The 13,258-nt window shown below is 67.1% G+C and carries 7 protein-coding genes and 2 pseudogenes; 7 read left to right on the top strand and 2 right to left on the bottom strand.

The window, feature by feature from the left end; genetic code table 11:
* The first annotated feature begins 388 nt into the window (after nt 1–388).
* The 3 genes and pseudogenes from BTO20_RS40850 to BTO20_RS36135 all read left to right on the top strand — a co-directional run bounded on the left by BTO20_RS40850 (nt 389) and on the right by BTO20_RS36135 (nt 2,334).
* Complete coding sequence (locus tag BTO20_RS40850) at nt 389–1,231, top strand: Mu transposase domain-containing protein (protein ID WP_232490971.1); 843 nt, start codon at nt 389–391, stop codon at nt 1,229–1,231.
* Nucleotides 1,232–1,257: 26 nt separating this feature from the next.
* A pseudogene (gene istB / locus BTO20_RS36140) lies at nt 1,258–2,045 on the top strand (IS21-like element helper ATPase IstB).
* The gene (locus BTO20_RS36135) at nt 2,035–2,334 is read left to right on the top strand and encodes a hypothetical protein (protein ID WP_087072533.1); all 300 of its coding nucleotides are present in this window, start codon (nt 2,035–2,037) and stop codon (nt 2,332–2,334) included. Before istB ends, BTO20_RS36135 begins: the two are co-directional and overlap by 11 nt.
* 68 nt (nt 2,335–2,402) lie before the next feature.
* Here the strand turns inward: BTO20_RS36135 and BTO20_RS36130 are convergent.
* Together BTO20_RS36130 and BTO20_RS36125 are read right to left on the bottom strand one after the other, a co-directional pair.
* Nucleotides 2,403–3,476: pseudogene (locus BTO20_RS36130) on the bottom strand (BCCT family transporter); the annotation flags it as partial.
* Between the two features lie 482 nt (nt 3,477–3,958).
* Nucleotides 3,959–4,546, bottom strand: coding sequence for a TetR/AcrR family transcriptional regulator (locus BTO20_RS36125; protein WP_087081242.1), 588 nt, complete (start codon nt 4,544–4,546; stop codon nt 3,959–3,961).
* A gap of 594 nt (nt 4,547–5,140) precedes the next feature.
* On the opposite strand from BTO20_RS36125, the gene BTO20_RS36120 reads away from it, so the two are divergent.
* From BTO20_RS36120 to BTO20_RS36105, 4 genes are all read left to right on the top strand, one after another.
* Nucleotides 5,141–5,911 (top strand): DUF4190 domain-containing protein, encoded by a 771-nt coding sequence (locus BTO20_RS36120; RefSeq protein ID WP_087081240.1) that lies wholly within the window; start codon nt 5,141–5,143, stop codon nt 5,909–5,911.
* A 206-nt stretch (nt 5,912–6,117) separates the two neighbouring features.
* Nucleotides 6,118–6,684 carry a COX15/CtaA family protein gene (locus BTO20_RS36115; protein ID WP_087081238.1) on the top strand — a complete coding sequence of 189 codons (567 nt, stop codon included), beginning with the start codon at nt 6,118–6,120 and terminating at the stop codon, nt 6,682–6,684.
* A gap of 33 nt (nt 6,685–6,717) precedes the next feature.
* Entirely contained in the window at nt 6,718–9,705 is a 2,988-nt protein-coding gene (locus BTO20_RS36110) for a vWA domain-containing protein (protein ID WP_198344193.1), read from the top strand.
* Complete coding sequence (locus tag BTO20_RS36105; RefSeq protein ID WP_087081236.1) at nt 9,705–13,256, top strand: tubulin-like doman-containing protein; 3,552 nt, start codon at nt 9,705–9,707, stop codon at nt 13,254–13,256. The genes BTO20_RS36110 and BTO20_RS36105 overlap by 1 nt, the downstream gene beginning before the upstream one ends.
* The last annotated feature ends 2 nt before the right edge of the window (nt 13,257–13,258 follow it).

Here is a 13,258-nt window from a genome sequence, read left to right as displayed (position 1 = left end):
GGCAACGCCAACGCTCTGAACCGCTGGTGATCGATCCGTTCGTCGAGTACTGCCGGATCCGCCTGGCTGACGATCCGCACCTGTGGGCCTCAACCCTGTTCGACGAACTCGTCGAGCTAGGTTTTACCGGCTCGTATCCGTCGCTGACCCTGGCAATCCGAAACCTGGGGCTGCGACCGCATTGCGAGCCGTGTCAGTCGGTCAAGGGCCGCGACGTCGCGGTCATCGATCATCCGCCCGGGGTCGAGACTCAGTGGGACTGGGTCGAGCTGCCCGATCCACCAGCATCGTGGGCGGCTGACCGGCATGCCCACCTGCTGGTCGGGGCGTTGGCCCATTCGAGCCGCTGGCGCGGGGCGCTGGCCCGGCCGAGGACTTCGCGCACGTCGTGGAAGCGATCGAGGCGGTCAGCATCCGGTTGGGTGGGGTCACCCAGCGGTGGCGGTTCGACCGGATGGCCACGGTATGTCATCCCGAATCGGGCCGGATCACCGCGGCGTTCGCCGGGGTGGCCAAACACTACGCTGTCGCCGTCGATGTGTGCCCGCCACGACGGGGCAACCGCAAGGGTGTGGTGGAGAAGTCCAATCACGCTGCCGCCCAACGCTGGTGGCGCACCGTCACCGACGACACCACGATCGAGCAAGCCCAGGCGTCGCTGGACCGGCTGTGCGTGAAGCTCGACGGGCGCCGCCGGCGCCGCGACGGGCAGGCCACCACCGTCGGCGCCCTGGCCGATGCCGAACCACTACGGTCACTGCCGACGGGTTCGTATCCGGCCGAGTTGACCGAACACCGCATCGTCACTCCACAAGCGTTGGTGTCCTGGCGGGGCAATCAGTACTCGGTGCCGCCGGGGCTGGCCGGGGCCACGGTGACCGTCACCCACCGCCTGGGCTCTGACACCGTGCAATTGACCACGGCATCGGGAGCCGTTGTTGCCGCGCACCGCCGCGCGGTCGACGGCAGCGGCGCGGTGGTGCGCGATGCCGGTCACGTCGTCGCGCTCGAACAGGCAGTGCTATCGGGGTTCTCGACGGCCAGGCCTTGCACTCATAAGACCCGGCGACCGCCCTCGGTGGCCGCCGTTGCCGAGGCCGCGCGGCTGCGTGGTGCCCCGGCGAACGATCCCGCCCAGAAGGTAGTGATCGATCTGGCCGTCTATGCGGCGACCGCAGCACGGCTATCCGTTGTTCCCCAACACCATCCAACCGAACAGAACCAGGAGTAACCCCCTTGAGCAAAACCGTCCCACAGATGAGCGAAGCCCGCCGATACCAACAACTCCGGGCACATCTGTCCTATCTGAAACTCGGCGACGCAGCCGAAGCGCTACCCCGCATCCTCGATGCCGCCCGCGCCGAAAACCTGTCCCTGACCGCCGCTTTGGAGCGGCTGTTGGAGATCGAGGTCAACGCCACCGAAGCCCGCCGGCTGACCTCACGGTTGCGGTTCGCCTGTCTGCCCGAACCCTGGACCATGGCCGATTTCGATTTCGCCGCCCAGCCCGGGTCGACGCCAAACTGATCAACGACCTGGCCAGTCTGCGCTTCCTCGACGACGCGGCCAACGTGCTGTTCGTCGGCCCACCCGGGGTCGGCAAGACCATGCTGGCCGTCGCGTTGGCCCGCGGCGCGGTCGAGGCCGGCCACCGGGTGTATTTCACCACCGCCGCCGACCTGGCGGCCCGCTGCCACAAAGCCGCCCTGGAAGGCCGCTGGCACACCTGCATGCGGTTCTTCGCCGGACCGAAACTGTTGGTGATTGACGAACTTGGCTACCTTCCGCTGCCCGGCGATGGGGCATCCGCGTTGTTCCAGGTGATCAACCAACGGTATCTGAAGTCGAGTACGATTCTGACAACCAATGTTGGGATCGCTGACTGGGCAACCGCTTTCGGAGACGCCACCGTCGCAGCCGCCATGTTGGACAGGCTACTGCACCGCGCCACCGTGGTCGGTATCGACGGACCCAGCTACCGGCTGCGCAACCACCAAGCCACCGCCGAAACGATGCGTAAGGCGGTCGCCGCCCATGTCAGCTGAGACCCGTTCCTGCCAAGCCTGCTGGACCGAATTCACCGCCACCACACCGACCAAGATCTACTGCTCAGACCGCTGCCGCAAACACGCCTGGGAGCAACGCAAACACAGCGACACCGCCGCCACCGTCACCGAGGCCCGGCCACCCGCCCCACAGCCGGCCGCCACCCGTTCCTGCCCGCATTGCGGCGAACCCATCACCATCGTCGCTTTGCTGACCACTCCAGAAGCTGCCCGCCCCAGCACCCCCGGCGACGGCACAATCGTTCCCCTGCAACGACGAACCTGCTAACCTTAGCCACTCAAGCCAACTGGGCAATTTCGCTTAGCATCTCTGGGCAGTCTTCTTTAGCGCCATCACAGCGTCCGACCACGTGAAATACGTGCCAGGAACAGGGCTACGAAAGGTCCCCAGGCCAGCCAGAAAGCCCAGAAGAACAGAGTCCAGGCACCCATCCACTCTGAGCCGCCCGGCTCGTAGGCGAAGGTCTGTAGTGTGCGGGCCGGCAGGGTGAAGATAAAGCGGCCGATGTTCTCCAGCAGGGCGTTGAGCAGGAAGGACGTCTGGCCGGTCACCAAGATGTAGAGCAGCGTGGCCGCCGTGGCCCAAATGTTCAGCTCGGCTATCCAGCGGATTCCTTTGTCGACGCCCGAGGTGCACGCACCGATGGTCACCACTACGGCGACAATTACCAGTGCGATCTGCAGAGCTAGGCCCTGTTCGAGGCCGAAGATGATGGAGAAGCCGACATTCAGTAGCACCACTCCGATACCCAGTGCCGTGGCGACCCCTACGACCGTTCCTACCAAGACGACGATATCGACCGCGTCACCGACGCCGCCGTGGACCCGTTTGCCCAGCAACGGGTATATGGCGGACCGGATCGACAGCGGCTTGCCCTTCCGGTAGGCGAAATACCCCATGGCCATGCCCAGCAGCGCATACATGGCCCAGCCGGCTATCCCGTAGTGGAACATGGTCCACACCACCGCGTCCTGGGCGGCGGCGGGCGTCTGGCCTTCGCCGGCGGGGGGATTCATGTACTGGGTGATGGGTCCGGTGACGGAGAAGAACAGCATGTCGATTCCCACGCCGGCGGCAAACAACTGGGCGACCCACGTGAAAAGTCGGTATTGCGGGCGGGAGTGATCGGGGCCCAGCCGGATGGAGCCAACCTTGGACAGTGCCACCCACAGGATGTATCCGAGGACGACCGTGACCGTGAGGACATAGACCCAGCCGACGTTTGCGGCGAGCCACGACATGGCCGTTTTCATGGTGTCCTTGGCATTGCGGGGAGTCGCTATCGCCCAGATAGAGAAGGTTAGGATGATAGCTGCGGCAATGATGAGCACTCGCCAGTTGACTCTGGGCCCGCCGCTGTCCGCAAGTTTGGCGGGCGGCTCTTCAGCCTCTTTGTTGGTGATACTCAATGGTCCAGCTCCATTTCTGGGTTCAGGCCGCGCGCATTGCAGTCGATGAAGTTGTGTCCTCAGCCTTTTCGCCCTGGTGTCGAAGGCGTTGATCAAGTCAGCGCCGCCAGGGAGAGAGGAGAGATAGGTAGTCACCGGGCCCGAGCCTCCGTCGTGTGGCTGAGAGGAGGCGGACCGCTTACGAACAACCAGGTGTGACGTCAGTCACCTACGGCGACGGGCACAACTGTGACATAGACACTGGTTTAAGTCAACCGTTTAAGACGGTCGTTAGTGATGTCGGACCTGGATCAACTCGGGCATGGGTGGGCGCCCGCCGGCCTGTCGGGGGGCGCGGTCGGAAGATTCTGGAGACGGGCTGACTCTGCGGCGCCGCCGGGCGTCAGCATGGCCGGAGGGGTTAGCTGCGTGGCGCTGGATTCAGTGCGGAGCCAGATTCGAATGGGATGCACGCGAGCGGTAGCCGTCAGGGGTAGCGGAACTTACACGCCGGCTTTGACCAGCAGTGCGTCAACCATCATGAAGAACAAAGCTCGGTAATCAGCGGCTGTCGGATCGGTCAGATACTGGATGGCAGCCCCGTCGTAAACCATCAGAAAGGATCTGACGAGCGCCGGGAATCCGATGAGGCATTCGTCACCACTGTTACCGGCGGCGGAGGAGAAGATGCGTCCGAGTTCCGCTTCGTAGGCAGGGTAAATTTTCGTAGCCAGCGGGCTGACGGCGGCATTCCGCGTTGCCCAGAAGATGAGTTCGAACTCGGCGAGCAGGCTCCTTGGTTCTTCTTCCAACGCGCGCCAGTAGCCGTCTGCCACCTGTTCCACTGCCGTACGGAGCCCCAGCTCAATCGAGGCGTCTTTGGAAAACCGGCTCAAGTTCTTGAACCACGCCTCGGCGGCCGCGTCCATGAGCTCGTCCTTGTTGCTGAAGCAATAATGTGCCGCAGCCAAGTTGGCGTTGGCCTCCTTGGCAATCGCCCGGATGGTCACCGACTGAACACCCTCGCGACGCATCAGTTCAACGGTCGCCGAGATCAGTTGTTCTTTTCGTTCGTCTGCCGGCACCCGCATGGCACGCTCTCCAGTTTCCGAAGATGTTGTTTGGCTACGCGAAGCTTATCCACGCGCTGTCTCGAACCATTGACTCGAACGAACGTCTTAGTGCTCCGGTCTCCGCAGTTCGGTGAGCCGTCGTTGCGGCGAGGCGACAAGCGGGAGCATGGTCGGCGCACCTCTTGACGGCGTGCATCTCCGATTGCCCGACAACTATTTCAGAACTGTTGTCCAGCAACAGATTCCACGCGCCCGGTGACCACTCCGGCGGAGAGGATGGGCTCGACGTGAGTGACGTGTTCAACGATGTAGGACAACGGAAGACGACCACCCGGGAGCCACAGCGGGCGACCCCTTCCTGTGCACTCGCTCAGCCAACCTATTTGGTGCCGGGAGGGCGGGTCATGCCGGGTTAGGCTCAAGGCGGCCGTTGCACGTGGAACACCGAAGGAGGCTCGAGGCGGTAGTGGCACAGTCCAGTACGCAGCGGCACGCATGGCAAACGCGGGCCGATTACGATCGAGTCTCCGCACCGACATTGACGGGTAATCCGTGTGCAATGGTGGTGGAATTTGACGCAGAATCACGCGTAGTCGACGGCGGGACTGATAAATGACATACGGCGGGTACGGGGGTGGCCCGACAGGTCCGTTCGGCAATGATCCGTTCGCCGGACAAGGCGGAGGCTTTCCTCCCGCAGGTCCACCGGGATTTCCCGGCGCACCGGGCGGTCCGCCCGGTTTTCCGCCGCAGGGGCCCCCTCCTGGCTATCCGCCGGGGCCGCCGGGATACGGACCACCGCCCGGCCCACAGTCGGGTCAGACCAACGCGTTGGCAACGCTTTCGATCGTCTTCGGCGTCGTCTTCGCGCCCATCGGTGCGGTACTCGGGCATCTGGCGCTGTCACAGATCAAGAAGACCGGTGAGAAGGGCCGTGAACGCGCCCTGATCGGTCTGACAGTGTCCTACCTGATGATCTTCGTGGCGATCATCGCGCTTGTCGTGTTCCTGGTGCTGAACAAGAACGACTCGTCGTCCTCGACTACGACGACCACCACAACGACATCGAAGACCAGCACGTCGAAAACCACCACCAAGCGGTCGACGACGCGCACCACGGTGCCTGCGCCGCCCCCTCCGCCGCAGCCCCAGCAGGTCCACGTCACCGATCTGCGGGCCGGGGACTGCATTCAGATAGAGGAGCATGGGGCCTCTCCGAACAACCCCGACGCCAAGGCCGTCACGATGGTGCGGTCGGCGTGCCTCGCGATCCCGGGGATCTATCGCGTCGACAAGGTGGCACCGACCAACGTGTGCACAGACCAATTCATCGCAGATGCGGACCAGACGATCTTCGCCTGCATCTCGCCTTACCGCGGCTGACATGGGTTCCGCGCGGATGCGAACGGACCGCTGCGACCGCTCCGGCGGAAGTTAGCTGACGGGGTCCGAGTCGAGATGTCTCCGATAGAGTCGTGCAATGCCGCCCGACCGGTGTTCACAGCAACCACAGCGGGCTGCTGCCGACGCATTCGCGCGGTCGCCGACGCCTGGATGACCGGATCGCAGAACGGAGGATTGGGGCGGTCATGAGCAATCCGAACCCGTTCGATTTCAGCGACTTCGGGCCACCGAAGCGGCCGAGCCAGCAGGGCGCACCGGCCGGTGCGCCGTCGGCGCCGCAGTCCGGCGGTTTCGACCCGTGGGCAGGGCAACCTCCGGGCCAACCGCGCACACAGCACACGCAGCCTCAGGACGCGTTCGGCGCCGCGCCGGATACCGGTAACTACGGCGCCGTCGACGCGTTCGGTCAGCCCGCCGCCGTCGCACCGGGAGCAACGCTGCAAACCGCAGGCCCACCGCTGGTCTGGTTCGCGGTGGCGCTGGGACTGGCGTTGCTCGGCGTCATCGTCGGCATCCTTGGCGCGGTCCTTGGGCTCGGCTGGCCGACCGCGGTGGCCGGGTGGCTGCTGGCCGGCCCCATCGCGATCGGCGCGCTGGCCCTCTACACCCGGGTGGACACCCGCAGAAGGACCGAGTTCATCTATTCGGCGCCAGGTTGGACGACAACGTTGTATTGGGTGGTGTTGGCGGTGTGCCTCGTCGGCATCGCCATCGGCGCCTGGCAGATCGCTCTGTGGGCAGGCAGGTTATAGGGGATGGTTCGGGGGATCACCAGGTCGAGGACCATGAGGTTCACCGTCGCGGCCGTGCTGGCCGCGGCGGTCGTATTGATGGGCTGGGCGCCGGTCGCCTCGGCGGAAACGGCCTCTGGCGGGGCAAAGCGGTTCGGCGCGTGCCTGGCCGCCCAGAAGACGGGCGACCTGCTGCTGCTGTTCGACGAATCGGGCAGCCTTCAGCAGACCGACCCCGACGGCGCCCGGGTGGACGCCGCCCGCTATCTGTTGCAGACCCTTGGCCGCTACGCCGACCGGGTCGACGCCAAGCTCGATGTGGCCGCCGCCGGATTCTCCGACACCTATAAGCCGGAACACGACTGGAGCGAGCTCACCGCCGCGACCGCCGACTCGACGGCACAGCAGCTCGACGAGATCAAATCGAAGAACAACGGTCTGGACACCGATTACTGGCAAGCGCTCGACGGCGCGCGGCAGGCGTTGGCCGCACGCGGGCAGGGCCCCAACGGCGGGCAGCGCTGCCAGGCCATCGCGTGGTTCTCCGACGGTCAGATCGACTTCACTCCCCGCCAGGTGACCAAGCCGTATGCCGAGGGGGTGGACCTCAGCACGCAGGCCGGCGTCGAGGCAGCCAAACAGAAGTCGATCGACTCGATCTGCCGCGCGGGTGGGCTGGCCGACCAGATCCGTTCGGCCGAGATCGTGACGCTGGCCGTCGGTCTGGGCGCCAAGGAGACGCCCGCCGACTTCGACGTGATGAGCGCGATCGCCACCGGCAAGGGTCTGAACGGGATGAAGTGCGGCAACATCACCGATCCCGTGCCCGGCGACTTCTATCCGGTGTCCAACATCGACGACATGCTGTTCGCCTTCGACTCGCTGACCCCGGATCCCGGCATCAACACCCAGGGCCCGGTGTGCCAGCTGCAGGTGTGCCCGGAGGCGCGACACAACTTCGTGCTGGACAAGTCGATCAAGTCGGTGAACATCCTCGGCTCGGGTGATGTGACGGGCGTCGTCCCGTACCTGGTGTCACCGTCGGGACAGACCGTCGAGCTGCCCAAGAAGGACGGCAAGGTCAACGTCGAGGTCGGTGGCACGCCGGTCAGCTACGAATGGCAGTCCGAGACTGCGCAGTCCATCGCGATCAACAACGCGGGCAGCGGCGAGTGGGCGGGCCAGTGGGCCATCGTCTACGTCGACACCACCGGCGAGCATGCCGACGCGGTGTCGAAGGTCAACATCCACATCAGCACCGACATCTTCCCGGCGCTGCTGAAGGCCGACAAGGTCCAGTGGCGCAGCGGCGCGACCGTCGACGATCTGACCTTCGGATTGGTCGACGCCAAGGGCAAGCCGGTGCCGACCGACAGTCTGGCCGGCACCGCGGAGATGACGGTCCAATTGGTGCCCGACGGCAAGGAACCCATCTCGCTGCTGGATGCGGCGGCCAAGGAGGACATCGGCAAGCCGGTCAAAGCCGACCTGTCGAAGGTCAACCCGGGCCGCGCAACGCTCAAGATGTCCCTCGTCGTCACCACGGCGCCGGCCATCGACCCGGCCGGCGTGCAGATCGCCCCTGGCACCAAACTCTCGCCGCAGGACAAGACCGAGACCGTGCAGATCCTGCCGAAGCTCGGGCTGCCCACACCGGGTGAGCGCATCGATTTCGGCACCGTGCAAGCGGCCAAGGGCGTGACGGCGCAACTGGCCATCACCGGCCCGGGCTGTGCGTGGATCGCCGACGGCGAAGCCATCAAGACCACGGCCAGCCCCGACGACATCGGCACGCCAACCCTGACGTCGCCGTCCAACTCGTCGAGCAATTGCCTCAAGGTCGAGGAAGGACAGACCGGGCAGCTGCAGGTCACGCTGCGCACCGAGCACGACGGCCACGGCGGCCTCAACGGCACGGTGCCCGTGCACGTCGCGGCGCTCGACCACCCCGACGACGGGCAGGTTGTCGACGTGCCGTTCGTGGCCTCGCTGCTCAAGCCGCTGAACACCACCAATTTCGTGCTGGTGCTGATCGCGGCGCTGCTGCTGGGCCCGGGCATCCCACTGGGCCTGCTGTACCTGTCCAAGTGGTGGGTGACCAAGATCCCGAACACCCCGCTGCTGGCCGAGCGCATCCCCGTCGAGGTCAACCAGGACATGACGCTGCGCAACGGGGAACCGTTCGCCATGGCCGAAACCGATCTCGTGCAGCCGGTGACCGGGTTGACCGACGGGGTTCGGCGGCTGTCGGTGCTGGGCGTCACCCTCAACGCCGTGATGGGCCGCAGCCCGTTCGGCGCAGGCCGCGTCGTGGTCGACGCGGGCAACCTGCTGAGCGTGAGTTCGGAGCTGCCGGGCACCGACGGCACGGGGCTGCATGCGGTGCTGCCGCTGGCCGTGCACAACACCTGGGTGGTGTTGCACGATCCGCGCGGACCGTCCTCACAGGCCGAGGTGCTGCTGCTGGTCAGCGGCAACACCGACACCGCCGCCAGGGAGAAGATCTTCGAAGAGGTGGCCCGCCGACTGCCCGAGCTGCTCAACGGGCTACGCCTGCGTGCGGTGCAGGCCGGGCAGGCCTCGCCGTATGACGATCAGGGGCAGGGCGGCTCACCGTTCGGCGAGGGCGCCGGCGGGGGTGCCCCGACGGGTTATGACCCGTTCGGTGGCGGGGGCGGTCCGGCGCCGATGGCTCCGGTCGGTTCCCACGCTCAGGCTCCGCAGGGTGCGGATCCGTTCGGTGGCGGGGGAGCGGCGCCCGCCCCGCCGACCCCGCGTCCGCCCGACCCGCACGAGGTGACCCAGCACGCCCCGGTGAACTACCGGCCGGGCGCCAACCCGCCTCCGCCGGACCCATATGAGGTGACCCAGCAGGCGCCCATCACCTACCAGCCGGGCGGGTACCCGCCGCAGCAGCCGCCTCAACAGCAGCCGCCGCAGCAACAGCAGCCCCCGCCCGATGACCGGCGCGGTGGCCCGCCTCCCGCGCCGCCTCAGCGGTATGACTCTGATCCGTTCGACCCCTTTGGTGGAGGAGCCTGATGCGTCGATTCCTGGTAGTCGGATGCGGTGGTTCGGGTGGCGCCACGTTGGCGTTCATGATGGACCAGCTGCGTTCTGAGCTGCACGCCGCCGGCATCGAAAAGCTTTTGGCTGGTTGGCAATTCGTGCACATCGACGTCCCGAGCGCGGCGGAGTCCGGACCTGAGGGGCTGGCGAACGTGCCGACCCAGGGCGGCAGCTACATCGGCTGCGGTCCGCAGGGCAGCAGCTACGCGATCCTCGACGGGGCGCTCTCGCAGCGGCTGGCCGCGGGTGGTGCGCTCGACACCATCGCCACCTGGGCGCCGCGCAATCCGCAAGAGGTGACCAACCCGATCTCGGCCGGCGCCGGGCAGTACCGCGCGATCGGCCGGATGATCACGCTGAGCAAGGCCAGCGAGATCCACGCCCGGCTGCAGTCGGCCTGGGACACCTTGTTCCGGGTCGAGACCATCTCGGAGATGGCCAACGCGAGCGTGCCCGGCATGGGCCGGTTCGACCCGAACGAGCCACCGCTGGTGCTGGTGGTGTCGTCGATGGCCGGCGGTGCGGGTGCCTCGATGGCGCTCGACGTGTGCCGGCTGCTGACCCTGGTCACCGGACTCGACCCGAAGCTCATGGGTGTCTTCATGGTGACGCCCGACATCTTCGACTCGTTGCCGGAGAGCGCCCGCACCGGCGTGCGCGCCAACGCCCTGGCGATGCTGGGCGAGATCGTGGCGAGCCAGGCCGGGGCTGCCCGCGAGCACGACGTGCGGATCTTGCGGGCGCTGGGTCAGCATCACGGCGACGGCGAGCCCATCCCGTTCGCGCGCGTGTTCCCGGTCGGCCGCTACATCGGTGCGGACCGCACCCTGTTCGGCGACGGCTCGCAGAACGCCGTGTACCGCGGCCTGGCGCGGGGTCTGGCCGGGTTGATGATGAGCGGCAAAGCCAGCGATCAGTTCGTCTCCTACGACCTCGGCAACACCGCCTCGCCCGTCGGCGACCGCGACGTGCTCGGCTGGGGCATCTCGTCATGGGATGTATTGCCTTGGGGCACTTATGGTTTCTCCAGCCTGAGCATGGGCCGCGATCGGTACGCCGAGTACGCGGCGCAGCGGTTGGCCCGCAGTGCAGCCGACAAGCTGCTGTTCGGTCACATCCAGCACGGCAACCCGGCATCCAGCAACGAGCAGCTCGACACGCTGCTCAGCAGCCAGTGGCAGACCCACTGCGGTGAGCTCCGGATCCCCGACGCGGCCGGTGACGAGCAGACCCGGGTCGGCATCCTGGGCAACTGGATCGCAACCGGGGCGTTCGCTCCCGAGGCCGTCGCCGGTGCGGTCAACAATCTGATCGAACGGCAGCTGCGCGGTTTCCTGCCCAATCCGCAGGGCATGGCCGCCGAGCAGTGGGTACCGATCTTCCGTCAGGCGGTGCTCAACCGGCGGGCCGACCTGGCCCGCACCTGCGCCGAGATCGGCTACGCGATGGCCTACAGCTGGCACCGCGAATTCGCCGAGCACCTCGAGCAGGTGGTCGGCGCGGCCGCGGCGACTCTCGGCCTGCCGTACGCCCGCGAGCTCGTCGACCGGTTGCGCAGGCACATCGACGACGTGCTGGCGCCGGGCGTCGCGCAACTGGGCGCGATGGGCCCGCCCGACATCGTCGCCGTGCCCCCGCAGGTCGACGCCGCGCTGCGGTCCCTGCGCGGCGTGATGACCAACGCCGATCAGGTGCTGGCGATGGCGCTCGACGGGTTCCGGTCCTCGGTGCGTCGCCAGCTCTACGCCGATGCGGCCGCCCGGATCGCCGACGTGATGCGGGTGATGGGCGCCGAACTGCTTGCCCCGCTGCGTGATTCGCTCGGCGAGGCGATGATCCTGCTGGAGAAGGCGCGCGCCGAACCGCCGTCGGACGTCGGCCTGGCGCGGCTGTCCACCGACCAGTACGTGGCCTGGCCCGCCGACTCCGACGAGCTGGTGCCCGCCCGCTTCGCCGAGGCCAACAACGAAGTGCTGCTGATCAGTTCGGCGGCCTTCAAGCAGCGTTACGAGACCGACCTACCCAAGGCGGTCGCCGGGGCGCACGCGATGATCCCGCTGCGCACCGCCGTCGACGACGCCAGCACCCGGGTGATCCTGGGGCAGTGGCAGACCACCGGCGGTGTCTCGGCACCCGGCGGGCTGACCGAGGTCACCTCGACGTGGGTGACCCGGGCGCTGGGCACCGACCCGGAAACGGGTCGTCCGCGCGTTCCGGCCATGGCGCAGTTCGATATTCACACCCGTCCCGCCGAACTGCTGGCGCGTGCCCGGCTCTACGTGGGCCGGCCGGGCGAGGCGTTCGAGGAGTTCTGCCGGGTCTCGCTGCGCGACTACGTGCAGGGTGTCGGCGCCGCGGAATCCGAGATCAGCACGCGCCGCCGCGACATCGCCACCAAGTTCAACGAGGCGCTGTCGCTGGCCCGCCCGCTGGCCAGCGTCAACGATCAGGCGCTTCAACGCGTGCACCCCGGCCAGCAGGTCGAGTACCGGTACAAGTTCTCCGAGGTGCCGTTCGCCGGGCAACCGGTGGCCGACGCGCTGGCCGAGGTGTTACGCGCCAACCCGCGCATCGACCAGGCCACCAAGGACAACTACGGCCGTTCGCTGTCCGACGAGGACAGCGTCACCCGCATCGACATCTTCGGCTCGTACCCCAACTACTCGCCGTTGGCGTTCGACTCGGTGCTCAAGCCTGCCGCGCAACAGTGGGCGCAGACCGCCGGACCGGGCCGCGGCCAATTCTGGCGGTACCGGCGCTCGCGGCCGCTGTCGGCGTCGCTGCCGATGACCGACGACGAGCGACGCACCATGGCCGCAGGCTGGTTCCTCGGCCAGATCCTGGGCCGCATTCAGATCCCGGCCTCGCCGTACAACGACCCCGTCCGCATCTACGACGGCGCCGACAACCAGTGGCTGGCGTTCCCCAACCCGCTGCTCACCCCGCCGTCGGCGTTCACCGCGTCCTACGACTGGCTGCCCGCAGTGCTGGAGGGCATCCTGCTGGCCATCGCGACGTCGCACGAGCCGCCGGTGATGCGGTCGCTGCGGCCCTACAGCGTGTTGCGTGAGCTTTACGATTCGCACAGCCAGGACCCGGCCAGCGGCATCGTCGAGTTGTCGGCGGCCGGCCTGCTGCGGGACTTCCTGCGGTCGGGGGCCTCCGGACAGGGCGTCACCTCCCGGATCGGCCCGATCGCGGCCGCTCAGACTCCAGAGGAGCGCCGTGCCGCGGCGGAGACCTGGCTGGGCAGTGTCCGCGACGTCGCCGCGCAGTACCTGCCCGCCGACACCCCGGGAGCCACCCCGGACGGTGCGTTCACGACCATCACCACGCGGTCCAAGGCATCGAAGACGCCGATCTTCCGTGATGTCGCCCCGGACGTGTACTGGGCCACCGATGTGCTGATCAAGCTGGTCAACCGGGAGGCCGACGCGCTCGCCCGCGGCGAGCAGGCCGGTGCCGCGGCGTTCCTGGACGACGTCGGCGGTTCGGTGGTCATCCCCGACGGCGGGACGTTCTGACG

The organism is Mycobacterium dioxanotrophicus (genome assembly GCF_002157835.1).
Classification (GTDB): domain Bacteria; phylum Actinomycetota; class Actinomycetes; order Mycobacteriales; family Mycobacteriaceae; genus Mycobacterium; species Mycobacterium dioxanotrophicus.
This window is presented reverse-complemented; position numbering and strand designations above follow the sequence as displayed.

Bases quoted from the DNA above. Each gene is read 5' to 3' on its own strand.
- BTO20_RS36110 (WP_198344193.1), top strand. From the start codon at position 6,718: ATGAGGTTCACCGTCGCGGCCGTGCTGGCCGCGGCGGTCGTATTGATG.
- BTO20_RS36120 (WP_087081240.1), top strand. From the start codon at position 5,141: ATGACATACGGCGGGTACGGGGGTGGCCCGACAGGTCCGTTCGGCAAT.
- BTO20_RS36115 (WP_087081238.1), top strand. From the start codon at position 6,118: ATGAGCAATCCGAACCCGTTCGATTTCAGCGACTTCGGGCCACCGAAG.
- BTO20_RS36135 (WP_087072533.1), top strand. From the start codon at position 2,035: ATGTCAGCTGAGACCCGTTCCTGCCAAGCCTGCTGGACCGAATTCACC.
- BTO20_RS36125 (WP_087081242.1), bottom strand. From the start codon at position 4,546: ATGCGGGTGCCGGCAGACGAACGAAAAGAACAACTGATCTCGGCGACC.
- BTO20_RS36105 (WP_087081236.1), top strand. From the start codon at position 9,705: ATGCGTCGATTCCTGGTAGTCGGATGCGGTGGTTCGGGTGGCGCCACG.